Annotated in this window: 28 protein-coding genes; 2 read left to right on the forward strand and 26 right to left on the reverse strand. The window is 55.2% G+C overall.

Going from position 1 to position 22314, the window contains the following annotated elements; translation table 11 throughout:
- Positions 1–47: 47 nt before the first annotated feature.
- From ACE38U_RS03730 to ACE38U_RS03855, 26 genes are read right to left on the reverse strand one after another with little or no spacing between them, the layout of a single operon-like run.
- Positions 48–1052, reverse strand: a complete 1005-nt coding sequence (locus ACE38U_RS03730; protein WP_038480625.1) for a YscQ/HrcQ family type III secretion apparatus protein — start codon at positions 1050–1052, stop codon at positions 48–50.
- Positions 1033–1398: a Secretion system apparatus protein ssaP gene (locus ACE38U_RS03735; protein ID WP_176982646.1), complete on the reverse strand. Its 366-nt coding sequence runs from the start codon at positions 1396–1398 to the stop codon at positions 1033–1035. The genes ACE38U_RS03730 and ACE38U_RS03735 overlap by 20 nt, the downstream gene beginning before the upstream one ends.
- Complete coding sequence (locus ACE38U_RS03740) at positions 1388–1759, reverse strand: hypothetical protein (protein WP_375529195.1); 372 nt, start codon at positions 1757–1759, stop codon at positions 1388–1390. Before ACE38U_RS03740 ends, ACE38U_RS03735 begins: the two co-directional genes overlap by 11 nt.
- Positions 1759–3072, reverse strand: a complete 1314-nt coding sequence (locus tag ACE38U_RS03745; protein WP_370527402.1) for an EscN/YscN/HrcN family type III secretion system ATPase — start codon at positions 3070–3072, stop codon at positions 1759–1761. Before ACE38U_RS03745 ends, ACE38U_RS03740 begins: the two co-directional genes overlap by 1 nt.
- On the reverse strand, positions 3068–5128 hold the full coding sequence (locus ACE38U_RS03750; RefSeq protein WP_304515776.1) for an EscV/YscV/HrcV family type III secretion system export apparatus protein: 2061 nt from the start codon (positions 5126–5128) through the stop codon (positions 3068–3070). Before ACE38U_RS03750 ends, ACE38U_RS03745 begins: the two co-directional genes overlap by 5 nt.
- Positions 5116–5481 (reverse strand): type III secretion system protein SsaM, encoded by a 366-nt coding sequence (locus ACE38U_RS03755; protein WP_375529196.1) that lies wholly within the window; start codon positions 5479–5481, stop codon positions 5116–5118. The genes ACE38U_RS03750 and ACE38U_RS03755 overlap by 13 nt, the downstream gene beginning before the upstream one ends.
- A 55-nt stretch (positions 5482–5536) precedes the next feature.
- Positions 5537–6520: a TyeA family type III secretion system gatekeeper subunit gene (locus tag ACE38U_RS03760; RefSeq protein ID WP_375529197.1), complete on the reverse strand. Its 984-nt coding sequence runs from the start codon at positions 6518–6520 to the stop codon at positions 5537–5539.
- Entirely contained in the window at positions 6507–7181 is a 675-nt protein-coding gene (gene sctL / locus ACE38U_RS03765) for a type III secretion system stator protein SctL (protein ID WP_176982644.1), read from the reverse strand. The genes ACE38U_RS03760 and sctL overlap by 14 nt, the downstream gene beginning before the upstream one ends.
- Entirely contained in the window at positions 7163–7849 is a 687-nt protein-coding gene (locus ACE38U_RS03770) for a type III secretion system domain-containing protein (RefSeq protein ID WP_375529198.1), read from the reverse strand. Before ACE38U_RS03770 ends, sctL begins: the two co-directional genes overlap by 19 nt.
- Positions 7750–8469, reverse strand: a complete 720-nt coding sequence (gene ssaJ / locus ACE38U_RS03775) for an EscJ/YscJ/HrcJ family type III secretion inner membrane ring protein SsaJ (protein WP_038480603.1) — start codon at positions 8467–8469, stop codon at positions 7750–7752. Before ssaJ ends, ACE38U_RS03770 begins: the two co-directional genes overlap by 100 nt.
- A complete protein-coding gene (gene sctI, locus ACE38U_RS03780) occupies positions 8466–8741 on the reverse strand; it encodes a type III secretion system inner rod subunit SctI (RefSeq protein ID WP_038480599.1) in 276 nt (91 codons plus the stop codon). The genes ssaJ and sctI overlap by 4 nt, the downstream gene beginning before the upstream one ends.
- An 18-nt stretch (positions 8742–8759) precedes the next feature.
- A complete protein-coding gene (locus tag ACE38U_RS03785; protein ID WP_235212886.1) occupies positions 8760–8975 on the reverse strand; it encodes an EscG/YscG/SsaH family type III secretion system needle protein co-chaperone in 216 nt (71 codons plus the stop codon).
- Positions 8976–9001: 26 nt separating this feature from the next.
- Entirely contained in the window at positions 9002–9217 is a 216-nt protein-coding gene (gene sctF, locus ACE38U_RS03790; RefSeq protein ID WP_006820327.1) for a type III secretion system needle filament subunit SctF, read from the reverse strand.
- Between the two features lie 56 nt (positions 9218–9273).
- Positions 9274–10020 (reverse strand): pathogenicity island 2 effector protein SseG, encoded by a 747-nt coding sequence (locus ACE38U_RS03795; protein ID WP_375529199.1) that lies wholly within the window; start codon positions 10018–10020, stop codon positions 9274–9276.
- Complete coding sequence (locus tag ACE38U_RS03800) at positions 10014–10823, reverse strand: hypothetical protein (RefSeq protein WP_038480590.1); 810 nt, start codon at positions 10821–10823, stop codon at positions 10014–10016. The genes ACE38U_RS03795 and ACE38U_RS03800 overlap by 7 nt, the downstream gene beginning before the upstream one ends.
- 29 nt (positions 10824–10852) lie before the next feature.
- Complete coding sequence (locus ACE38U_RS03805; protein WP_052049021.1) at positions 10853–11287, reverse strand: SycD/LcrH family type III secretion system chaperone; 435 nt, start codon at positions 11285–11287, stop codon at positions 10853–10855.
- Positions 11288–11304: 17 nt separating this feature from the next.
- Positions 11305–11736, reverse strand: coding sequence for a type III secretion system effector protein SseE (gene sseE, locus ACE38U_RS03810; RefSeq protein WP_375529200.1), 432 nt, complete (start codon positions 11734–11736; stop codon positions 11305–11307).
- Between the two features lie 17 nt (positions 11737–11753).
- Positions 11754–12392, reverse strand: coding sequence for a type III secretion system translocon protein SseD (sseD, locus tag ACE38U_RS03815; RefSeq protein ID WP_235212885.1), 639 nt, complete (start codon positions 12390–12392; stop codon positions 11754–11756).
- A 9-nt stretch (positions 12393–12401) separates the two neighbouring features.
- Positions 12402–13862 carry a type III secretion system translocon subunit SseC family protein gene (gene sctE / locus ACE38U_RS03820; protein ID WP_235212884.1) on the reverse strand — a complete coding sequence of 487 codons (1461 nt, stop codon included), beginning with the start codon at positions 13860–13862 and terminating at the stop codon, positions 12402–12404.
- Positions 13843–14352, reverse strand: a complete 510-nt coding sequence (sscA, locus tag ACE38U_RS03825; RefSeq protein ID WP_038480581.1) for a CesD/SycD/LcrH family type III secretion system chaperone SscA — start codon at positions 14350–14352, stop codon at positions 13843–13845. Before sscA ends, sctE begins: the two co-directional genes overlap by 20 nt.
- On the reverse strand, positions 14352–14951 hold the full coding sequence (gene sseB / locus ACE38U_RS03830) for a type III secretion system translocon protein SseB (protein ID WP_006820335.1): 600 nt from the start codon (positions 14949–14951) through the stop codon (positions 14352–14354). Before sseB ends, sscA begins: the two co-directional genes overlap by 1 nt.
- An 18-nt stretch (positions 14952–14969) precedes the next feature.
- Entirely contained in the window at positions 14970–15254 is a 285-nt protein-coding gene (locus tag ACE38U_RS03835; RefSeq protein WP_038480576.1) for a hypothetical protein, read from the reverse strand.
- Entirely contained in the window at positions 15241–15483 is a 243-nt protein-coding gene (locus ACE38U_RS03840) for an EscE/YscE/SsaE family type III secretion system needle protein co-chaperone (RefSeq protein WP_038480573.1), read from the reverse strand. The genes ACE38U_RS03835 and ACE38U_RS03840 overlap by 14 nt, the downstream gene beginning before the upstream one ends.
- A 12-nt stretch (positions 15484–15495) precedes the next feature.
- A complete protein-coding gene (gene sctD / locus ACE38U_RS03845; protein ID WP_176982640.1) occupies positions 15496–16686 on the reverse strand; it encodes a type III secretion system inner membrane ring subunit SctD in 1191 nt (396 codons plus the stop codon).
- Positions 16679–18163, reverse strand: coding sequence for an EscC/YscC/HrcC family type III secretion system outer membrane ring protein (locus ACE38U_RS03850; protein WP_038480568.1), 1485 nt, complete (start codon positions 18161–18163; stop codon positions 16679–16681). The genes sctD and ACE38U_RS03850 overlap by 8 nt, the downstream gene beginning before the upstream one ends.
- A 7-nt stretch (positions 18164–18170) precedes the next feature.
- Positions 18171–18545, reverse strand: a complete 375-nt coding sequence (locus ACE38U_RS03855) for a pathogenicity island protein (protein ID WP_038483291.1) — start codon at positions 18543–18545, stop codon at positions 18171–18173.
- A 259-nt stretch (positions 18546–18804) separates the two neighbouring features.
- Here ACE38U_RS03855 and ACE38U_RS03860 point away from each other — a divergent pair, with 259 nt between their 5' ends.
- Together ACE38U_RS03860 and ACE38U_RS03865 are read left to right on the forward strand one after the other, a co-directional pair.
- Positions 18805–21555, forward strand: coding sequence for a two component system sensor kinase (locus ACE38U_RS03860; protein WP_375529201.1), 2751 nt, complete (start codon positions 18805–18807; stop codon positions 21553–21555).
- A gap of 42 nt (positions 21556–21597) precedes the next feature.
- Complete coding sequence (locus tag ACE38U_RS03865; RefSeq protein ID WP_038480562.1) at positions 21598–22233, forward strand: two component system response regulator; 636 nt, start codon at positions 21598–21600, stop codon at positions 22231–22233.
- The last annotated feature ends 81 nt before the right edge of the window (positions 22234–22314 follow it).

Below are 22314 nucleotides of genomic sequence, written 5' to 3' on the forward strand. Positions count from 1 at the left end.
TTATACGGCGATAAATCAGTTATAGCCACGCCATGTCGCGCCCTCTATCAGGTATTCACCGTATCCTCCCCAATGCTCTGAGCGTCAGACGGATGCACAAACCATTGGGTGACTCGCACCAGAAAACTCTCCCCGCAGGCGATGAGTTCACCCTCGCCTATCACGCGGCCATTGAGTCTTAGCTTCACGTCGGGTGAGAGCCTGGCTTCGGTCGCAATAAGGTCCCCTTCGCGTAATGTCCGCAGCGTGCCAAGGGCGATATCAATTTGACCTACCTCTACCAGCAGCTTTTGCGGCAGGGCGTCAAGGTGATACGACAAGGGCGAGGCAGGACCCGCACGATCGCTGTCCTCGGCCAACAAGCTTTCCATATCATTGACCAATGCTTCAATTTCCACGTCTCCCCCCTCTTCGATTCGGATACGCGCTGCACTTCCCGTCGCCAGTAGTACAACCAATTCACCCTCGCGCGGACGGCCAAAAGGGCTCATCCGCAACCCTGTACCCGGGCCAATGCTTGCCATCTCGTGCATCGAGGCCTGACACCAGCCGACGTAACAGGCGAACGCCACCGGCGGCAATAAACGCACTGGCCGGACACCGGGGCTTACCTGCCGGGCAATGGTGCGAAACCAGGTGGTGGGCCAGCCAAACAGCACACAGCGGAACGCGTAGCCGTCAATCTGCCAGGCAAATACCAGCGCAACGTACTGGTTGAGCATGCTACAGCGGCGCGGTTCTCCCGGCCCGTTGTGTAATATCGCGCCGCTTGCCTGCAACAGCGGCGATAGTCCCCATTGCGCAACTCCCGCCAGCAGTTGGGCGTCGACTTCTTGCGCTGAAGCGGTCCCCAGGGTCCCTTCACACCACCGCTGCCAGTCGCTTTCGGCTAACCAGATGCCGCACGGCGTATCTTCGGCAGTGACTGAAAACAGTCTCCCCTGCGGGCTGTCAGTCCAGCGCTGCGCCGCAACATGGAGCGCCCCAAGCTCAATCCCTTCCGTTTGCAACATCCCGGCAAGGTTGCTCTCCTCAAAAGAGATCAGCGTCATACACCACCTCCAGCGCAACGTTGTGCCCGGCCGCCAGCAGCCCGGCATTCAGCCAGGCAGAAAAGTGCTTCAGCTGACGGCATAAATCGCGCCGGGGCACCAGAACCGTAAAAAAGGTTTTACCTTCCCGCGTTTCCATCTCGCAAATCACCCCCGCTAATGAACCGTTCACCAGCCGAAAGCGTTGTTTTTGCTGCCTCAGCGCAGACTTTCCCTCTCTGCCGTCAGGCATTTCCACCACCTGCACCATCAGCTGAATAAATCGGGTGGTTTCAGTAGATGGCCGTTTCTCCTGTTCAGTCAGCCAGGTATGCCAGAGGCAACCTTCCGTTCGGTTAACGTTCATCGCTCAGCAGACTCCTCAGTTTTTCTTTTTTCTTCATCACGCTCACCAGCTCTCGCTGCAGCTTGCTAAGCTGCTCCTGCAACCGTTTTTGCGCGTCCGCAAGCAATCGCTGCTGCTGCGCCAGGCCGTATTCCTCATGAAATAAATGATTCATGGCCTGTTTCTGCGCCATCAGTTCGCGTGAGGGCGACGTACCGGACCAAAGAAGGAGCTGATTGAGCGCCTGCGCCAGGTCTTTACGACGGCTCTGGCACTGAAAATCCAACTGCTCCGTTTGCTGAAGCTGCAGCGTTAACTCCGTCATTTGCCGTCGCAGGCGATCCTCGCCACGGTCCTTGATCCTGAGTAAACAATTCAGCATCAGATGTCCGTCAAAAAACGCATTTGCGCCAGCAGTTCGTCGAGATTGCATGGTTCATTACTCTGTTGTTGCAGGAAATGACAAATGTCGGAATAGCGGTCTACCGCCCGGTCGGCACGAGGATCTTCTCCGCGCACGAACTCACCTATCCGCACCAGAAGCTCCACGTCGCGATACACCGACAGCAACTGCCGGATCGCGTTCGCCAACGCCCGGTGTTCACCGCTGGCCACCATCGGCATCAGGCGGCTAAGGCTGGCTAACACGTCAATGGCAGGAAAGTGGGCCGCTTCTGCCAGGCGGCGTGACAGTACGATGTGGCCGTCGAGTAACGATCTCACTTCATCGGCCAACGGTTCGTTCATGTCGTCGCTTTCCACCAGTACGGTGTAAAACGCGGTAATGCTGCCGAGGGTGCCCTTACCCGCCCGTTCGAGCAGCCGTGGTAATGCCGCAAAAACGCTGGGAGGATAGCTGCCGGAAACTGCAACTTCGCCACCGGCGAGCGCTATCTCGCGGGCGGCGCGGGCGTAGCGGGTTAAGGAATCGGCAAACAGCAGTACGCGCTTGCCGCGATCGCGAAACGCTTCGGCGATGGTGGTCGCCACCCATAGCGCCCTCATGCGTTCAAGCGCGGGCCGGTCGGACGTTGAAACCACCATCACGCAGCGCCGTCGTGTCTCTTCACCCAGCGTTTGCTCAATGAATTCACGCACTTCTCGACCACGCTCACCGATAAGCACCAGCACGTTGATGTCGCTATCCGGGCTGCGGCACAGCATCGACATCAGGGTGCTTTTCCCCACCCCCGCCGCTGCAAAAATCCCCATACGCTGTCCTTCACCACAGGTCAAAAGCCCGTCGATGGCGTGGATCCCCGTAAGCATCGGCCTCTCAATCAGCTGGCGCAGCAGCGGCGAAGGTGGCGGTGCATCGTAATCTCTCCAGGGCCCCTGCGGGGCGGGGCCATCATCAAGAGGTAATCCCATACCGTCCAGCACTCGCCCTAAGAGATCTTCCCCCACCGGAACACGATGTCGCCGCCCCAGGGATCGCACCTTCTGTCCACAGTACAGGCCTGTGGTAGTGGCAAAAGGTGAAAGCTGCGCCGTCGCGCCGTCGATACCAACAACCTCCGCCAGCGCACCTTCTGGCAACACGCAACACACCTCACCCATAAAAACGCCTGGCAGATATGCGTTGAGCAGCGTCGCGCCAACGTGCAATAAGCGCCCGGTTTTCAGATAACCTTGTGGTACGTCCCGCAGTGGCGTCAGCGATTTTTCAATGGCGGCCTGCACCTCGGCTTTAATCATCGTCACCGGCAAGCTCCTGTGGTGTGAGATCGATACTGTGCACAACCTGTACCGAACAGTTTTCTCCCAGCTCCTGCCAGGAGAGTACGGGAACATTAAACAGCCCCGTTTCCGTTATTTTGCGCAGAAAGCGGCGAGCATCGACGGAGGTAACAATGTTCAACTCACCGTGCTCTGCCAGTGCCTCCTGAATTAAGCTCAGAATGCGCGAACTTTGCCCAAGGCTCAGGGCCGCATAGGTCCCCATCGAGGTCTGACGGATAGACTCGCGGATCAGGTTTTCGATTCCTTCCCCCACTCGCAGGACGCGCAGCGCCTCACCGTTCGGTTGTAGCCGGTGCAAAATATGCCGACGCAGCGACATGCGCACATATTCGGTCAGCATCAGCACATCTTTCTCACGCGGCGCCCATTCAATCAGGGTGCCAAAGACCGTGCGTAAATCACGGATCGAAATACTTTCCGCCACCAGCCTCTGGAGGGTTTCCGTAATCTTGCTTATCGGCAGCTGCCGCTGCAGCTCTTTAACCAGCTCAGAATAGCGCTTCTCCATGGCATCCATCAGATATCGGGCCTCCTGCACCCCGATAAACTCCGCCATGTGACGTAACAGGACCTGGCGGAGCAATGCCGTGATGCGCTGGGTTCCCTCGGCAACCGCTAGCCCCATGCTCTGCGCTTTTTTTCCGGCCTCCGCTGCCAGCCAGCCGATACTTCCCATCCCGTCCGGCAGCGGTTGTACTTCGCACCCCGGCTGTTTATCTGGCTCCAGTAGCAGATATGCGTTCTCGGGGATGGCGCATGAAAAGACCGGCTCCTGGTAAATCAGCACCGACATCCCCTGCACGTAGTCCCTGCTATCTGGCCTGATAATGATTTCCGGCAGCGGCACACCGTACTCTTCGAAAAGCATCCAACGTAAGGCATCAATATCCCGGGCCAGCGTGCCGGTATTGAGCGATGGCATCACGTGCAGCGTTAACGGCATGGCACCAGGCTGCATCCGGTCTTCACTCATCTCTCCCGTCTGCGGTATATCGTGTTGTGGGTGCCTGGAGCGACGCCAGAATAAAAAGAACGGCAGCGCGGTGAACGCCGCCAGGACAAAAAAGTCCAGAAAGGGAAAGCCGGGGATCAGGGCGAATAATATCAGGACCGCGGCCGTCAACATCAGCGCCTGCGGCTGTCGACCAAGCTGGGTGGTTAATTCACTGGCAAGATTCTGTTTCTTCTCCCCTGGCACGCGGGTGACGATAATTCCGGCGCTCAGTGAGATAAGCAGTGAAGGGATCTGTCCGCACAGCCCATCGCCAATCGATAACACGCTGTAGGTTTGTACCGCATCACCCAGCGGCATGTCGTACTGCACCACGGCGATGATGATGCCACCGATAATATTGACCAGAACCACAATAATTCCGGCGATCGCATCGCCTTTAACAAACTTCATGGCTCCATCCATGGCGCCAAGAAAGCGGCTCTCCTGCTGAACCTGCTGGCGAAGGTGCCGCGCCTGAACCGCGTCAATCACTCCGGCCCGCAGATCACCATCAATGCTCATTTGCTTTCCAGGCATACCGTCGAGCGAGAAGCGGGCGCTGACTTCGGCCACGCGCTCGGTCCCTTTCGTGATGACGATAAACTGGATGATGGTGATTATCGTAAAAATCACCAGCCCCACCGTCAGGTTGCCCCCCACCACAAAATGGCCGAAGGCGTCCACAATGTTGCCCGCATCGTGCTGCAGCAAAACCAATCGCGAAGTGCTGATGGTCAATGACAGCCGGTACAGAGTGGTAATCAGCAGCAAAGAAGGGAAAACCGACAGTTCCAGCGGGTCATTGATGTAGATTGCAATCAGCAGCAAAATGACCGAAAACGCGATGTTAACAGCGATCAGAATATCCACCATGAACGTCGGTAACGGCAGGATCATCATCACGATAGCAATCAGCAGCACCACGGCCAGAATAATGTCCTGACGGCCGGCGCAGGCGGCGAGCCCCTTCTGTAGACCTCGCATACTCATGCTTTTCATCATTAAGATTTGCATAGCGACTCCAGAAAAGCTTGCTGCCGGTGATGCACCCGCAGCCACAGTTCCGCCGCACTATCGACTGCCGGACAACAGTTCATCGCCAGGCAACTGCGCAGCTGAAAAATACGCTGTGGAATTCCGGCAAAGTCAGCGGGCTTCCAGCGCTGAAGCGCCAGTAACAGCAGGTTGTCATCATAGGGAGCCAGCGGCATACACTGGCTAATCTGGAGTCGGTCATCCTGCCAGCTAAGCCAGGTTTGAAACCGCTCGCCCTGCCAGTACATCCCAGCGGCGGCTGGCTGCGCGGGCAGTTCGGCTAGCTGCATAAACAGCAGAATATTAAGCTCTGTCACTCGGTCTAACGCCATACGACCTCCTGCTTGCGTAGGGCTACAGAGTTCCAGATAAGGCGCGCGCAGGTAATCAGGTGATAGCCCGATCTCCCTTCATACTGCGCAGTACGGCGAGAATTTGTTCACGCTGATCGTCATCGTTAAAACAGGGTTCGGGCATCAGCGAGAACAGCGCATCCAGATGTTGTAAAAGTCGGTTGTATAAACGCGCAGACGCGGCCCGCTGCGCCAGGCGTGGCGCGAGCCATTCATCAAACAGCCAGCTTTCATTGATCATCTCGATAAGCAACGGAAGCAGCGTTCCTGAAGCCATCTCGCACGCGGATTCGGTTCGCAAGCACTCCTGCTCAAGCCCTAAAAACAGCAATAATCGGCGCAGGCGTACCAGCACCCCCGCCAGCCGCTGTTGTTGGGAACCGACAACACAGGCGGAAAGCTCAAAGGCCATCATGCGCAGCAGCACCCTCAGCCGCTGGCGACGGTCCGGCCAGTCCATGATGCGCTGAAACCACTCGGCTAATGAGGCAACCTCCTCGTCCATTGCCTGCTGGAATAGACGATTGATTTGCGCCAGCGCGCCTTTGCTCACCTGTCCCAGCTCCAGCATGCCAAACAGCGATATTTCCCAACCCTGCTCGCTCATCAGTTCAGCAAGCTTGTCGCTCAGCGCTTTACGTCTTTTGCTATTTGGTTTTTCAGCGAGCAGTAACGCCGCAACGCCCAACAGCTGTTGACCGAGGGGCGAACCGGAATGTGGTTGCGTCAGTTGAGCGGGGATACCGCCCGCCTGCTCCTGCATCCGCTGTACCATCCGCAACAAGGCCTGCTGTCGTTGATCAAGCCGTTCTTTGAGATCTGCTTGCTGTAAATCTTTGAGCCGTCCGCTCAGCGCCATTCCCATGTCTTCGAGCGTTTCTATTAGCGCGCTGCCGGAGGTTTCTTCAAGCTCAATAAGCGCCTGCGCCATCGGTGATGGTGCATCTTCCACCGGCACCTGCGGCTCACGCAGGCTGGCGTCATGATTCTGTAGTGCGGTCGTCTCAGAGACTTTCATCCTGCTCTCCTGTCTCTGGGCAACCCGGGCGCAGCCATTGCAACAATTGTTGAAAATGGCCTTCGAGCGAGAACGCCACCGACAGCTGTGACGACGCTAAAACCACGCTGTCCCGGGGTAGCTCAGGGGCCGCAAGCAGCACAAAGCGCGAGCCGAACGCCTCCCGCATGCTCTGCTGAAGGTCAGGATGGCACTGCAGGGTCAACACCCCCTCATTCGCCATCTGTTCTGCCTGCAAAGCGAGCCGGGCGCACAGCGTTTTATCCGGGGGTTGCTGTTCGAACCAGGCGCTTAATACCTGCTCAAGACAGTGATGGATGCGGCCCGATACCGCGCTGACCAGCGCCTGCTCCTGGGCTTCATCACCCAACAGGCGAAAGACGTGCTTTCGCAGCCAGCGGGATTCCAGGCGCCTGAGCGTATCGCGTTGCAATGCGCTGAACTCACGCTGCCTGGAGGCCTCCATTTCGCGGCAGTTTTTCTTCGCTTGCTGAATGAGGCCCTCGGCTTTGCGCCGGGCCGCATTGACTATCCCTTTTGCCTCAAGGTCCGCACGACGTATGCAGGCGGCCTGTTGCAGCAGCGCCGTTAACTGTACTGCCGGGATAATGCGCCCGCCCGGCAGTGGCGCAGCAAGTTCAATCAGCGGAAGTCGGCACATAGCGTTCGCTCCAGTAAATTCATCGCCAGCGCCGGTACCGGCAACCATAACGCACGTTCACAGGGCGCAAGCGTAATCAGCAGCGCATACAGCACAGGATCGTTTTGTGCGGCGCGGGTCAGTACGGCAGTACCCAACTGCAATGCAATTTCAACCGTTTGTGTCGGCGAAAATAGGGCACGGTGGTTTCCCTGGCAAAGTCCGAACAGTTGCCAGATAAGCACGTCATCAAGCAGGTGTAATAGCGCCCGCCGGTAGTCCGGTAGCAGAAAATAGTCGTTGCAGCCGAGTACCAGCAGTCCCGTTGCCAGCGCAAATGCCTGAAGACGAGGAGCAAGCTGAACCATGCGCTGCTGCCGGAGGCTAAGCGTGACAGGAAGACGCGGCGTTCCTCTGCGTACCTGCAGTGCCTGATTCAGACACCGGTCGAGCGGTGGGTTGGCCCCGTAGCGCCACTTCGCCGCAGGGGCAAAGCCAAGCCGTGTCAGCCAACGAGAGTGGGCGTAGCGCGCGGGTGTCCACAGATAACGATGCATCCGTAACAGGGCTTCATCGGGGATCCGGGGGGCTAGCCTCTTTTGCGCCAGACTATCAACATCAGAGAAATCAGCAGCAGCATTGCCAGCAGCAACGGAGGCATCAAAGCCCAGCGATGTAGATTTATCCACGCGATTGCCCTCCACGGGGTGGCCGTTGGCATGTTAGCCACGCTCAGCATACGAAATTCGGCTGGCTGCATCAGAATGCCAATATGCTCTTTCTGCACGCCGGGGATAGACTTTTCAACCAGGTTGCTTATCTGCACCCGGAAAGCTTCAAGATTGACCTGCGGTGAATACTTGATAAATACCGCCACGGAAGCCGGTCCAACGGACCCGTCGTCATTCGCACGACCATAAGCAATGGTCACATCAGCGTGGATCACCCCGTCCATCTGACTCAGCATCCGCTCAATTCTCTGCTCGTTGAGGAAAACAATTTTTTGCTGCTCCTCTGCGGGCGATACCACCAGTTGATTTGGGGGAAACATGGTTTCCGCAGAAACGTAGCTGCGCCGTGGAAAACCGTTCAGACGCAGCAGTTCAACAGCGTTGATAAACTGCGATTGTTCCACCCGCAGCGTAACGCCCCCGGCCTTGGGCTGCTTATCGGCATCGATATTGTGCTGCATCAGGATCGCCAGCATCTGATTGGCATCGTCCTCGGGCAGCGCGCTGTAGAGCTCAACGCGGCAGCCCGTCAGCAGTAACGCCAGCCCGAGGATCAGAGCCAGACGCAGATACTTCATGTCATATTAGCCAGTTTATTAACTGACTGGGAAACTGCACCAGCCACCTTAGCGCCCAGGTCCACGCCCACGGTAGCCCCGAGCGTCGTGGCCTGCTGCACAAGCATCTGAGAGGGTGTCAGACTGCCTACATCCCCCTGCGGCGTACCGGCAAAGAGTAATTTATTGAAGGCGGCTATTTGCTCGCCATCCGGCGCGGGTACGACAGTTGCTGATGGCGCTGCGGCCATGGTGGCAACGTCCATCGCGGTTACGCTGTTAATCGCACTCATCAGTCACTCCTGTTAAGATTATTTAAGCCAGGTTTTCACTGTTTCAGCTTCTGGAAGGGCAACGTCTGCAAGCGCCTGGCGTGCCAGGGCGGACTCGTTCAAACCGGCCAGCAGCACCGCGCGGCATAACGCCTGCAGGCTGGTGTTCTCAACCAGCAAAGGTAGCGCTGGCAGAATGGCATGGACTTGTCGTTGCAGACCGTGGTTTATCCCGGCAAAGGCCGCCTCGACCACCAGCCGCCTCTCCTTCTCTGTCAGCATCATATTTTGGTGATAATGCCACTGAGCATATCTTTGATAGTTTTGATCATCGCACTCTCGTAGTTAATAAAAGTGGAGTACTGCTGTACGGCAAACTGGGCTTTGAGCATGGCTTCCGGATTTGAGATGTCCTGGCCGTTCATTTTGTCCTCAATCGCCTGCCCGGCCTGATGTGCCAGGCGCGATAAGCTGTCAACAAGCTGCTCAACGTTCATTGCTACCTCCGATTACGCGAGCCTTTACGCGTTCAATTATGACCGCCGTGGTGCAGTTACCTATCAGGTGATGGCCTGAAAGTGACGGCAGATTTTGCAGGGTTATCCGTTGGCGGAAACAGACGAGCCAGTAGGCGGAAAAAGGGTACGCTCACCTGCTGTCCGGTTACCGGACAGCCTGCTGCCCCGAAGCGCAAAAATGCCAGCGTTCCCCAGGCGGCATTGCTCACCGGGCAAAAGACCGGGAAGCTCAGGCCGACGGAAGTCATCATAAACGGCTGACCGACGACCGCCGCCGTGAGTAATGCACGTGACCCCAGAGACACCATTCCGGCAATACTCTGGCTCTTGCTCGCGTCATAAAAACGGTGCGCAATGAGGTTCACCGCGTTGGCGATGCTGTCGTGCCCCATCGGCAAGCCATGTTTGTAGTGATAAATCAGGCAGGCAATGTCGGCAATGGCAATGGCCAGGCCAAACCCGGCGAGCAGCAGCAGCGGTGCCGAGCCACCGCTGAATACCGCCAGCACGATCCCCGTACCACAGCACAAAATCTGCCCTCCCAGCACCACGCTCTGCCAGCTGAAAAAGCTTGCGGGGATCATGTCTGCCGCCCGTTCAGTCAGTCTGGCGAGCATACTCTTCTGCCCCTGTTTGCAGGCGTCTTCAGCCTCCTTATTCGCGGCATCATGCTGCGGAGCGGGTAAAACCGGAACCGTCAACCCCTCGACCATTTCCCGCACCATCTGCCGCACTTCAGCACTGACCTCCACGCCATGACCAATACGACCAATATCTACCATGCCGGGATGACCGTGGTTGCGTGCCGCTGCGCCCGATAACGTTCATAGCAGGCAACCACTGAATCAACCATTCTCTGGAGCTCTTCCTGACTGGGTGTAGTGCTCTTTTCGTCGGCCTCAAGTACGGCGGGCGCAGGTTTGGCTGATGGGGTAATACTGCCCTGCATGCGCTCAACCCGTGCTGTGTAAATGTCAATCCCACCGCCTGCGACGGTAAGCACCGCCGTGATACCCGACGAAATACTGGAGAGCGTATGGGCGGTGCTTCCCGGCAGATGTGCGGATGCTAAAAAGACAGAGGAGAGCGCAATGCCAATGCGGAATGCACAGGAAGCGACGTCACCGACGGTTTCCGCATGTGAGTCGCTCATACCGCAGGTTGTCATCAGCATCTTCGTCGCTAACACGATAGAATCATTTCCCGTTTTCAGCGGTTCGCGGTCGTTACGCACCTGAATCAGGTTATACAGCGCGCAACAGGCATCCCCTGCTGCAACAAGCATGGCGGTACCGGCCACGACGGCAAGAGGGATCCCGGCGCCGCCGGACAGCACCGCCGCCGCTAACGACAGCCCGAATGAGACGCTGGACATGGTAAAACGCACCAGGTGTTGAATAAAATATCCGGTATAAGCCTGTCGCTTCAGTTGGCTTTCCTCACTCAGCGGCGTCGCGAGAACCGGTCGCGTAGCACCTGGCGGAAGCAACACAGGGCGGGTAACGTCGGCATCATGGCCCTCGGAATCGTCACTGTAAGCGCTTGTCAGTGAAGGCAAGCGGGAATAGTTATCTACTCTTAGCATGTTGTTCCCCGTCGATTCATCCGGGTACGCTACGCCAGAAGCTGACTCAGCATCTGCTCTGCATTGGCGCGCACCGTGCTATAAGAAGGATCTTCGTAGCTCATCGTCAACGCGGTCTGCAGCGCGACTCTGGCTTCAGAAAATTCACCCATCGCTTTCAGACAGACCGCTATCTGATACACCGGCTCGGGATGGCAGGCGTCCAGCATCAGCGCGTAGCCGTAGTAGTTCATCGCCAGCACGTATTCCTTTTGCATCATCAACACGCCAGCAAGCGCGATATGCGCGCGCCAGCTCCAGGGCTGAGTCATCACCATCCAGGAAAAATCCACCAGCGCACGATCGTAATCCCGCTGCTGCCAGGCGGCATAACCTCTGGCATAAACCTCATCCGGGGAGAGTTCCAGCGCCTTTTTGATAACCGGGTCGTGCCACAGCGTCTGCTCAAGAGATGTCGGTTCCATATTCTTCTCCAGCTCATTCAGTAGTGGGATGAACGTCGCTTTCTATGGTTACGTAGCGTATCGGCGGTTATTTCCAGCCAATTCTCGCCGTTGTGAAACACCATGACCGCCCCTAGCTTGTACAACAGCCGCACCAGTTGATGGCGCTGCATCGCCAGCAGGCGATCCCACACATCGGTTATCACCAGCATTCTGACGGCACGCAGCCACGAGACTTGTTGAAACAGACAGCGGAGGATCCTCCATAGCGCCACCAGCGATGAAGGCTGGGGCTGGCTGTCCGGTACGCGATGAAAACTGCACAAGATCAGGTTATCTTCATCGATACGGTAGACGAGACGGTAGGGATACCGCTCCACCTGTTGCCCAAGCAGCAACCCGCAGCCGGGCAAACAGGCAGAACGCGGAACCAGTCCCTCCTTACGCAGCAGTCGCGCTATTTCGTCCATACGATATCCTCCGGCATTTAGCGCGAAATCGCGCGCAGGACCTGACTAAACACCTCGACGAGATTGCGGCCCATCTCCATCATTTGCTGCATAATTTCGCGGGCCTTCATTAACGTGTCGTCCAGCGTTTTGGCATACGACTGCGCCCCTTTGTTCTGCAGCTCGGCAATGGCTTTTTCCGCATCCGCTTTGCGGGTTTCACTTCCCGAGGCCCAGCTACCAATACCGTTGGCCACCTGCCCCATGGCGTTGCCTACCGTCATCCCGGCCTCGCCGAAAAAGGCTCCGCCGACCGTCAGCACCCCGGCAAACATTCCGCCAATCGCCCCGGCCTTAGCGGCACCATAGCTATCGTCGATGGCTTTAACACTTTGCTGCAGGGTGTTGATCTCAAGCCCCCAGCTCAGCTCCTGTTTCTTTTGGTTATAGAACTGCATCGTGTCGCGCAGTTGCTTCGCAAGCATCAGCAGCTTGCTCCAGATTTCATCGAACATAGCGAAAAAATCGTTCGCATCGAGCGTTCCTTTACCACTGCCCTGAACGTTAACGCTGTCGTTAACAGATAACGTCCGATTTGCAGGGTTCCCGGTCTCCTCAATGGTCGGGCTAACATCCAGAAACACCATTGAATTTTCAGAAATAACTGCTCTGGCCATCTCTCCTCCTCAGGCCCGTTGTCCGGCAATATTTGCCAACACCGTGCCGCTGTTATCGATAATTTCTGAGGCAATTCTCAGCGCGTTGGCGCCATCCTGATACGCTTCATTGAGCCGCTTTTGCTGCGTTTTCTTGCGGTCTTCCGTCCAGTTCTGCATAAAATCGATATAGCCCTGCTGCACAATCAGCCGTTCAATATCTCTTTGCAGTTTTGCGCTGGTGGCGGCCACGATGGATGCCGAAATACGATTTGCCCCGCCGGCCGTAGCCCGTGTGATAAGCAGGGCTTTGTGGGTACAATCGCTAATAACGGTTTTTACAATGCTGCGGCGGAGCTTTTGCAAAATGGCGTCGCGAAGTTTCTTCGCCACCACCTCTTCGCTTTTTTTCAGCAGATCCTTACCGGCGCCTTCGATAGCCGTTTCCACAAGCTTCGCAACGCCTTCGCGGGTAAAACTTTTACTGATGCCGCGTACCATGTTCGATTCTGCCTCCAGCTCATGAGCTGCGGCTTCTATCGCCATATCGCCAACCTCAACCATCTCGCGCTCAAGCGCCATGCCAAAGTCTTTGCCCATCACCCGGCTGACTTCCTGCCCCGCTTTCTCCGCCAGTGTCTTCAGTTCACTCTCTGCGCCTTTGGCAACGGCATCGATGAGAGCTTTACCCACCCCCGAGTCCAGCACCTCTTCTGTGGCTTTGGTGATAGCGCGAGCGGCGCTAATACCGCGGCCGATCTGCATAATATCCAGCGCCAGCGCCACGCCTTCACAGGCGGTTTGCACCGTCCCTGCCGCATTGATGATGTCGTTGCAAACCGACTTATCGGCCCCCAGCAGCAGCGCGGTCTCTGCGCCCGCTTTAACCATTCCGGCCACCCCTGCCGAGAAATATGCCGCACCATCGGCAATCGCCAGCGGATCGGCCGTTAAAACGCCTTCAACCATCTTCAGTACGCCGACCACGGCCTCAACGCCGCTGATTATCCAGTCAAAAACCGCGCTGAAGATCCCGGCTTTCCGCGCCTGGTCGGCCTGCTCAATCGCTTTATTGATTTGTTCCTGATATTCCGCAACCTGCTTATTACGCAGTGCTGCCTGAACCTCAGTTGCACGTTCCAGCTGCTGGCACAGAGCATTGGCGTTGTTACCAGAAACTTTCAACACTAGCTGCGTCATCATCATGGATAACATCATCGGGTCCATTTCCAGCACGTCGCGCACCGTAGGGCGTTTCGCACCTTCAGAGTGAGCGCCCATGAGCGTGCGTAGAGCGTTATCCGCCTCCTGCAGGCTCACGCCTCCCCAGCGTTTCACGCCCTTATCTTCGTCAGCAAACAGCGCCAGCGCGTGGAGGTGTTCGCCTAATGCCCCGCTGGTGATGTGGGGGGTCTGTACCCGAGCGGTGAGAGGTCGATGGAAAACCTCATCGCTGGCGGTTGGAGCACCGTTAATTTGCATCCGACTCATGATCTTCTCCTGTTTTGCTCAGGCCCGCGCGCGCACGTCGGCGTATATCCGCCACATCTTTGTTCTCATGGTTATCTCCCTGATGCTCTACGCCGCATACCAGCAACGCTGCCCGAAAGGCTTTGGCCGCCTGCGGTAAATTGCCGCAGGCGAGATAACACTCCCCGGCGTCGCAGGGTACCTGCGCCTCCGATACTCTTATTTTCGCGGCACGCCCATAGGCGTAGATGGCATCACTCCAGGCAGCATCGGCCCGGCAACAGGCGCCCAGTTCAAACCAGTACTCAAAAGACCACGCGTCATAGATGGTCAGTACCTTAAAGATCCGGGCTGCTGCACCGTATTCCCCTGCGTTTGCCAATTGCCGCGCATAACGCTGCAAAACATCCAAATCAGCACTGATATCCGTAGCAAAAAGCATCCGCAACGCGCCGCCCTGTTGAAAAAAACGCAGCACGATTTCTGAATCCCGACCGTCCGTTTTCATCATCAGTACATCTTCTGTGCAATCATGCTGAGTAAATCCCCCCATTTGCTGAGTAATCCGGTCATCTGAGTGACAACCGCATTGATCTCCTGGGTCATTTTCTGAATGCTGAGTTGCCCCTGAGTCATCAGGTCGGTATCGCGGTTCGCACTGTTATCAAGAGCCGCTTTGACCGCCTGCAGCGAGCCCTTATCCAGGCCATCTGTACCACCATGCTTACTGATGTAATCATCAATCGACATACCATCGACGAGAATGCCGTTATCGCGCATATATTTGACGACCTCATCGGGTACCGGTTTACGCGTTTTATCATCACCTTTTGCGGCGTCAGCAATAACCTCATCCATTCGATTAGACATATCCTGTGTATTGCGTGCACGATCGGTGCTGGTATTTATTTTGCCAAAAAGTGCATTGGCAATTTTTTGCAAAACCAATTGCAAATTATCAAGAACCGAAAAACCGTAGGCGAATGGATTATTAATATCCTGATCATCCGCAACGGTATTATCATCGCCTGCGCCCAACTTGATATTCGACGTTGTTAAACCCGGGGTGTTAAAGTCAAAACGATGACCTACTGATAGATTTCCACTCATATTTTCACCTCAGTAGCATTATTGGTTATTAACCATATTTTTAAGTCGCGATTGCAGTTGCTTTAGGGCAACGTTCAACGCTTGCATATCCTTCCCGGCCTGACGTTCCAGCCCCGCAATACCCTGAGGCATCAGAGCCTGCAGGTCATTAAGCTTTTTCGCGGCGGCAGGGTCAGTTGCGGCACGCGCCACGAGTTCAGCCATCGCCAGCTTCAGCCTGGTGAAGTTTGAATAGCACTGACACAGTCGGGAATATTCACGCTCCATTCTTCTTTGTTCAGCCGCAATATTAGTTTTCATCATCAGGTTTTACAGGTTGATTGTGATAGCGATATGCGATCACCTTGATAATATCTTCGGCCTGAATCACCGCTTCCAACAATAAGGTGAACTGCTGATATTGTTCCTGGGTGGCCGGTCCTTTCATCGAGTGCAGCAATCTTATTTTTGCTGCCTGCAATATTTTTAATCTGTCCTGCGCCTGATTAATCGAATCGCGCACACTATCTTCTAAATAAGTCAGCGTTGGCATCGTGTTATAGGCTCAAAAATTGAAAGAATAGTTAATCAATGCGTCAGGAAATCTGAGCGCCACCGCCGCGTCGGTCAGGGCAACGACTTCGCCTCCCTGCGGTAGCTGGCTCCCCGCCCTCAGGCGCTCGCCATCTTCCAACAGCAGGTAAATCCCCTGCTGACCATGGACAATAGCGGCAATCGGTGAGGGGAAGCGCTGGCTGCCCTCCCCGGACGACGCCACATTCTGGTAGCTCATCGCAATCCCGGGGAATTGCTGGCGCAATTGCGCCAGCAGATGGTTTAAAGATTGCTGCTCATTCATATTCAGTACGCCGCTGATAACGAACGCCTGACCGACTGAGGTTACGCTAACTTTTTCCGCCAGCCTTTGCTGCAACAGGCTGGCGATCAATGCGTTGATTTGGGTTTCATGACGGTTGTCGATATGCAGATGTTTCAGGCCGGGGATCGTCGTCAGCTGCTGCTGGATACCCGCCCAGCGCTTGCCCATCATGATATCGGCGTTAATGCTAATCTCGCCCGGTGCGTGGCTTGTGAGTTCTACCTCGTCATACCCCGCCTGGGTCAGGACATCTCGCACCTGCCTGATAAGCTGATCGGTGCACACCACATTGTCCTGATACAGCACTCCCCATGTGCCCAGCTTCAGGCGCACGCTTTGCAGCCTGTCGCTCTTTTCACAGTAGCCAGAGAGCCGAAGCGTGCCATCCTTTTCCCAGGCTGCGGCGATCTGCGTCAACCCATTTTGCTGCAGCAGTTCTGCCACCCGGGAGGTCATCGGCGGCGGCGGCGGTGGGTTCCCGCTACAAAGCAGGACCAATACGGTGGCCCCCATCAGTATCAGGCAAGCAAGCACCATCCCCCAGAGCAGGGCTGGACTTGTTCGACGAAGCGGATAGCGAGATAAATTGGCGTGGTGCTGGCCAAACGCCATCGTCAGCCCCAGAGCATGCACCACGCCCTCTTCGGGTAATGGCTTGTCGGGCTGATGCCGCCGACCATTGACCCGCACCGGAGCCCCCCCGGTATTGATCAATAGTCCTTCCGGTGTTGCGGTGAATTCCAGTCTGTCGCCGCCGCACAGCGGAATACAGAGATCGCAGCCGCGCTCTCCGACCGAAAGATGCCCATCCGCCAGCCAGACTTCACGGCCGTGCAGTACCCCGCCGAGTAAACGGATTTTCCACTCGCTATCCATGGCTGCTGTCGCTATTGGCTACGGTGGCTTTGATGAGAAACAGACGGATAACGCTATGGGTCTGGTTAAGATCGTTGCGGAACAAATGCCCAATAATCGGAATATCGCCAAGCAGCGGGATCTTGTTCTGCGCCTGCATCTGTTTATCCTGCTTAAAGCCCCCCAGCAGCAGACTCTGCCCGGGATGGAGGGTGGCCTGAGAGGCTATCTCTGAGTTCTGTACTTCCGGTAAAGGTTCATCCTGACTCAACGGCGGGTTTTGCTGCCCGTCCTGGATATTGAGACTCAGCATGATATTCTGCTTGCCCTGCTCCTCCAGCAGCCGTGGGGTGACCCTGAGGAGCGACCCCGTGGTGATGGATTCAAGTTTTGCGACTTTGTCGCCCTGCAGTTTGGTGTAAAACGTGATGTTTTTATCCAGCACCGCCTGAATGTTATTGAGCGTCACCACCGACGGTTGCGACAAAATATAGGCGTGGGAATTCTTCTCGAGCGCCACCAGCCGCGCCATAAAGCTGGGCGTGTTGCTAATGACGGTGGAGAATCCCCCCCCGGCGCTACTGTCCGGGCCGTTAAAGGAGATGGAACCGCCGCCCAGAGAAAGCGCTGCGCTCCAGTCAATACCGAGCTGGCTGACGTCCCCGGCATCAACATCAATAATCGTGACCGAGATTTCTATCATCTGAGGCCTTCTATCCAGCTCACCGATGAGTTTGCGGTAACCCGCCATATTGACCGAGCGATCCCGCACAATGACGGCATTTTGTCGCGGATCGGCAGAAAACATCGGTAATCCCTGCGTCGCAGCAGAACTGCTGCTCGTGGTCGGCGCACTACCTCGGCTCATATCGCGAAGTACGCTGACAATCCCCGGGACAACGACATTTTGATCGCGATACTGGTAATGGTCATCCACTGCGGTGGCATATTTGAGTGGGTACACCACAAGGCTGACCGCATCATCCCGGCGGTGGGTCATCTCTCCATCCAGCATGGACGCCAGCTGGGTAATGCGCGCGGTGCAGGCGGGGACACCGCTAATATCGATGGCATTAACACCCGGGATGGTGCGGGCTTCGCAGCTACTTTTTTCTGGCACGTCTCGTTTACGCAGATAACGAATAAAGGTGCTGGCAGGCAGCGTGTTTAGGGTAATGACGCGATGCGCCACGCGTGATGCGGGGTAGACAAACAGCGTATTGCCATCAAGCCAGGTCACCAGGTTATATTGCGTGGTTAATCTATTCAGAATTGCAACAGGAGAAGCTGGAGGGATTTCACCGCTAAATGTTTCCACAATGGCCGGATCGATGACCACTGGCGTGTCATAGTTCTCTGCTAAATTTTGCAAGACCGCTGCCAACGAGATTTTCCGGGCACGCAGCGAAAAGTCGGCCCCCTTCCAGGCGAGCGTTTGCGCATGAGCACACAGACAAAAAAAAAGCGCAGGAAATACCACCATTCTTTTTATTCTCATATTGGCCTCACATCTTACTGTTTTTTTGACTAACAATGATGTTTGCCAAATATCGTGTCAGAGCCAGATGCTTTTCAATTTCAACGGCCATTTTTTCAGCTGACATATTTTTGTCATAATAACAACACAACCATCCTCCATCAGGTATTAACTGCAAGGCGTAATCGTGAATTTCCGGGCAGGCAGCAAGTAACAGAGTGATATACCTCACGGTTTCAAGAGGAAAATTATCGATACTGTCAATAAAAATAGCCAAAACTAAAGACAGCGTACACAAATATCCACGCGCCATTCTGCCATCTAATTTCATCAGCATGATTGCACTATCAGATGAAATACGTAAGTTCTCTACCGTAGGGATTTTTTTTAATTTATCAAACATAGTCAGGGCCTCCTGAATAGCGTTCATATTCGTTCAGGATCCCCTGGGTGTACATCAGTAAAAGACCTGATATCTTTTCCTCAGCGTCTTGCCATCATACTCACTTACAAATTAATACAATGGTTTTTCGCGGCATTTATTAAGCTTTATATTAATTAGATTTTTTATCTGAATCGAGAATAAGGCCGATAATTTTGTATTCTGACATCACTAAGCCTGATGACGTCACGCATTATAAAACCACCTAAGGATAACAATAATGAAAAATCAGCACTCCCTGGTGGGGAAATTAACACTACTGATATCTGTTGGCCTGCTAATCATTTGGTTGATTATTATATTCACCACAACCTATATTTCACTAAATCAAAATCGTCGACGGATAATTGAAAATTTATCCCATATGTCGCGCCTCCGGGTGGGGCTAAGCAACCATCGATTTGAAGGTGCTGAGCGAGATGCGCTGGCGCTCGCCCAGAGCTATGGCCTCTACCACTATGTCCCTACGGGCACGCATCCTGTGGCAAAAAGCGAGGGTCGCTATTTCCCCGTCGATGCCAGCATCTGTACGCCGCAGGACAAACAGGCCCAGGATCTGAATTTCATTCAGGTTTATGGCACCGCAGGACAGACATACTATCTTGATAGTTTTATCCTTGACCGACGCTATGGTATTTCTCTTTTGCCCCCGCTCGATCATTCGCCCGATTATTTTATTCGCCGGGAAAACGAGCTGTGGCAATTTCCACGCCGTGCCACGCACGACAACCTGTTCTGGGGTAAACCAGAATACATCCCCGGCACCGGCTGGAGCGTCTCTATCGCGGCAGCAGGTTCTCATGACATCCTGATTGGTTTAGCGGTTAAGCTTAACGACCTGCTTTCCTATGGCCACAACGTCTCGGACAGCGATATCAATCTCTGGCTTGATAAGCACAATCAGATCCTGCCCTTCTCGGACCTTGCGGAAAGTAACAGCGAAACGCTACAAAAAATGTTGCTGAACCTGCCTCTCCACGACGGATGGCAGCAGATCCCAGGCTATCTGGTACTTCGCAGCGAACTTAAAGGCCCCGGCTGGCAGCAGATTATCCTGTACCCGACCAGCGGGGTGCTAAAACGTGCGCTTAACATCGTGGCGGAGCAGCTACCTTTTGCCCTGACGACCCTGCTACTGCTGGCGATGATGCTGTTCTGGCTGCTTCACCGCCATCTGGCCCGCCCGCTGTGGGACTTCGTCAACATCATTGAGAAAACCGGGCCAGACACCCTCTCCGCCCGGTTACCGGAAAACCGCCACGACGAGCTGGGAAGCATTGCCCGCGCCTATAATTTGCTGCTTGATACCCTCCACGAGCAGTATGACAACCTCGAAAATACCGTCGCCGAACGCACCCGCGAACTGACGATCGCCAAGCAGCACGCCGAGCAGGCCAATAAGCGTAAAAGTAGTCATCTGACGACGATAAGCCACGAACTGCGAACGCCTTTAAGCGGGGTGCTGGGGGCTCTCGAACTTCTGCAATTAACTCCCATGAGTGAAAAACAGTCGCAGTTGTCCAATACGGCCAGTCAGTGCACCCTTTCGTTACTCAGCATCATCAATAATCTGCTCGACTTCTCACGCATTGAATCCGGACAGCTCTCGCTCCACGTCGAGGACACCGCGATACTCCCGCTGTTGGATCAGGCGATGCATACCATCCAGGGCCCCGGGCAAAGCAAAGGGTTAACACTGAAAACCTTTGTTGGTCACCGGGTACCGTTAATATTCGAAGTGGATGGGACTCGCCTACGGCAGATCCTGGTCAACCTGCTGGGCAACGCCCTCAAATTTACCGATAAGGGCGCGATTTGCCTTAGCGTTAAACGTAGCGATGATTTTCTTATTTTCGCCGTGAGCGACAGCGGGCGAGGCATTAGCCTTGCCGATCAAAAAGCCGTATTCGAGCCTTTTTTCCAGAGCCAGGGGCACTGTCAGGGAACGGGGCTCGGCCTGACGATTGCCTCGACCCTCGCAAGAATGATGGGAGGATGGCTTGAGTTACGCAGTACGCCAGGATTTGGCACTTGCCTCTCGCTGTTGCTGCCGCTTGGCAAATATCAGCCTCCCGAACCGCTGTCGGGCGAGATTGCCGCACCGCTGGTTCTGCATCGCCAGCTCTGCACCTGGGGGCTAACGTGCGAAATCGCCAGACAAGAGAGCGTATTTAACGCCGATGATCTGTGCTTTCTGCCCGGAAAGCTGCGTGAGACCGTACTCCACGCGCTTTCTGGCGTGGCGAGTGAGTGCGCCGACCTGCTTCCGGTACAACCCTGGAGGTTACATATATTGCTGGTTGATGACGCGGCTATCAATCGGGATATTTTTAGCATGATGCTGGCTTCTCTTGGCCAGGAATTTACCCTCGCGGCGAGCGGTGAAGAAGCGCTGGCGCTGGGTCGGCAGCAGCGGTTTGATCTGGTGTTGATGGATATTCGTATGCCGGAGATGGACGGCATGACGTGCGCCCGGCTCTGGCGACGGGACGCACTGAATCACGACGCCCGGTGCATGATTATGGCACTCTCGGCGAATACGGCCCCGGAGGAGATAAGCCGCTGCAAAGAGGCTGGTATGCAGCATTATCTGACCAAACCCGTCTCTCTCAATCAGTTAGCCAATGGGATCTCCATTGCCTCGGAGTACCAGTTGGAACGCGATATCGCTCTCCAGGAGCAGGATCACAGCGTCGAGCACGCGCTGCTTCCACTGGACGATGCGGCCATGCGCCAAAAAATACGCCACTCGCTGCATTTGTTGCTTTGTGAACTCGAACATAACCTTGGCTCCCTGCCAAAAACCAGCACCCTGCTGCATACCCTAAAAGGGTGCCTCGGCCAGGCGGGGTTGAGCCCTCTGGTTTGTAGCGTCATCGATATGGAAAATCGCGTGCAGCATGGCCTGGCGCTGGCTGCAGAAGAAATTACCGAACTTCGCCACACCCTGAACGTAGCACTGGACGCTTAAACCAGCCCCGGACAACAAGGCCGTCTATCAAGAGGTAATACAATGCACGATCATAGAATCCTGCTGGTCGACGACCACGAACTGATTGTTAATGGAATCATTAACCTGCTCTCTCCCTACCCACGCTTTCACGTGGTCGCACAGATTGATGATGGGCTGGAGGTTTACAACGCCTGCCGCATCCATGAGCCGGATATCGTGGTGCTCGATCTGGGCTTACCCGGAATTAATGGACTGGATCTTATCCCGCAGCTACTTCGTCGGCTGCCGCAAATGGCGATTCTGGCCTATACCGCCCATATGGAAGAGACGATGGCAATACGCACGCTAAGCGCGGGTGCGCTGGGTTATGTATTGAAAAATAGTAGTCGCCAGGTGCTGCTGGCAGCATTACAAAGCGTCGCGGTGAAAAAATGTTATATCGACCCGGCGCTAAACCGGGAAGCGATTAACGCCGCGCTTCGCGTCAAAAATGACAGCGCGGAAATACTCACGCCGCGCGAACGGCAAATTCTCAAACTTATTGCCGATGGTTTTACCAATCGGCTTATCGGCGAGCGACTGTGTATTAGCGTTAAAACTGTAGAAACGCATCGATTAAATATCATGCGAAAACTCAACGTCCATAAAGTCACCGAATTACTTATCTGCGCACGGCGACTAGGTTTAACAGAATAACGCCGTTCCCCGTCGGGCATATAACAGGATGTATCCCGCTTTCACCCGATAGTGATTAACAGGGAGGGCTCATACGATGAA

The sequence above is a fragment of the Cedecea selenatireducens genome, assembly GCF_042138895.1.
GTDB classification, from domain to species: domain Bacteria; phylum Pseudomonadota; class Gammaproteobacteria; order Enterobacterales; family Enterobacteriaceae; genus Cedecea; species Cedecea selenatireducens.

Excerpts from the sequence above, each read along its gene's own strand:
- sscA (WP_038480581.1), bottom strand. The coding sequence starts at position 14,352 with ATGATGAAAACGGACGGTCGGGATTCAGAAATCGTGCTGCGTTTTTTT.
- sctL (WP_176982644.1), bottom strand. The coding sequence starts at position 7,181 with ATGTGCCGACTTCCGCTGATTGAACTTGCTGCGCCACTGCCGGGCGGG.
- ACE38U_RS03805 (WP_052049021.1), bottom strand. The coding sequence starts at position 11,287 with ATGGAACCGACATCTCTTGAGCAGACGCTGTGGCACGACCCGGTTATC.
- ACE38U_RS03840 (WP_038480573.1), bottom strand. The coding sequence starts at position 15,483 with ATGCCAACGCTGACTTATTTAGAAGATAGTGTGCGCGATTCGATTAAT.
- sctI (WP_038480599.1), bottom strand. The coding sequence starts at position 8,741 with ATGAGTGCGATTAACAGCGTAACCGCGATGGACGTTGCCACCATGGCC.
- sctF (WP_006820327.1), bottom strand. The coding sequence starts at position 9,217 with ATGAACGTTGAGCAGCTTGTTGACAGCTTATCGCGCCTGGCACATCAG.
- ACE38U_RS03860 (WP_375529201.1), top strand. The coding sequence starts at position 18,805 with ATGAAAAATCAGCACTCCCTGGTGGGGAAATTAACACTACTGATATCT.
- ssaJ (WP_038480603.1), bottom strand. The coding sequence starts at position 8,469 with ATGAAGTATCTGCGTCTGGCTCTGATCCTCGGGCTGGCGTTACTGCTG.
- ACE38U_RS03750 (WP_304515776.1), bottom strand. The coding sequence starts at position 5,128 with ATGCAAATCTTAATGATGAAAAGCATGAGTATGCGAGGTCTACAGAAG.
- ACE38U_RS03760 (WP_375529197.1), bottom strand. The coding sequence starts at position 6,520 with ATGAAAGTCTCTGAGACGACCGCACTACAGAATCATGACGCCAGCCTG.
- ACE38U_RS03835 (WP_038480576.1), bottom strand. The coding sequence starts at position 15,254 with ATGATGAAAACTAATATTGCGGCTGAACAAAGAAGAATGGAGCGTGAA.
- sseE (WP_375529200.1), bottom strand. The coding sequence starts at position 11,736 with ATGGACGAAATAGCGCGACTGCTGCGTAAGGAGGGACTGGTTCCGCGT.
- ACE38U_RS03855 (WP_038483291.1), bottom strand. The coding sequence starts at position 18,545 with ATGTTTGATAAATTAAAAAAAATCCCTACGGTAGAGAACTTACGTATT.
- ACE38U_RS03850 (WP_038480568.1), bottom strand. The coding sequence starts at position 18,163 with ATGAGAATAAAAAGAATGGTGGTATTTCCTGCGCTTTTTTTTTGTCTG.
- ACE38U_RS03865 (WP_038480562.1), top strand. The coding sequence starts at position 21,598 with ATGCACGATCATAGAATCCTGCTGGTCGACGACCACGAACTGATTGTT.
- ACE38U_RS03800 (WP_038480590.1), bottom strand. The coding sequence starts at position 10,823 with ATGCTAAGAGTAGATAACTATTCCCGCTTGCCTTCACTGACAAGCGCT.
- ACE38U_RS03740 (WP_375529195.1), bottom strand. The coding sequence starts at position 1,759 with ATGCTGAATTGTTTACTCAGGATCAAGGACCGTGGCGAGGATCGCCTG.
- ACE38U_RS03795 (WP_375529199.1), bottom strand. The coding sequence starts at position 10,020 with ATGGTAGATATTGGTCGTATTGGTCATGGCGTGGAGGTCAGTGCTGAA.
- sctE (WP_235212884.1), bottom strand. The coding sequence starts at position 13,862 with ATGAGTCGGATGCAAATTAACGGTGCTCCAACCGCCAGCGATGAGGTT.
- ACE38U_RS03735 (WP_176982646.1), bottom strand. The coding sequence starts at position 1,398 with ATGAACGTTAACCGAACGGAAGGTTGCCTCTGGCATACCTGGCTGACT.
- sctD (WP_176982640.1), bottom strand. The coding sequence starts at position 16,686 with ATGGATAGCGAGTGGAAAATCCGTTTACTCGGCGGGGTACTGCACGGC.
- ACE38U_RS03755 (WP_375529196.1), bottom strand. The coding sequence starts at position 5,481 with ATGGCGTTAGACCGAGTGACAGAGCTTAATATTCTGCTGTTTATGCAG.
- sseD (WP_235212885.1), bottom strand. The coding sequence starts at position 12,392 with ATGGCCAGAGCAGTTATTTCTGAAAATTCAATGGTGTTTCTGGATGTT.
- ACE38U_RS03730 (WP_038480625.1), bottom strand. The coding sequence starts at position 1,052 with ATGACGCTGATCTCTTTTGAGGAGAGCAACCTTGCCGGGATGTTGCAA.
- sseB (WP_006820335.1), bottom strand. The coding sequence starts at position 14,951 with ATGAGTGGAAATCTATCAGTAGGTCATCGTTTTGACTTTAACACCCCG.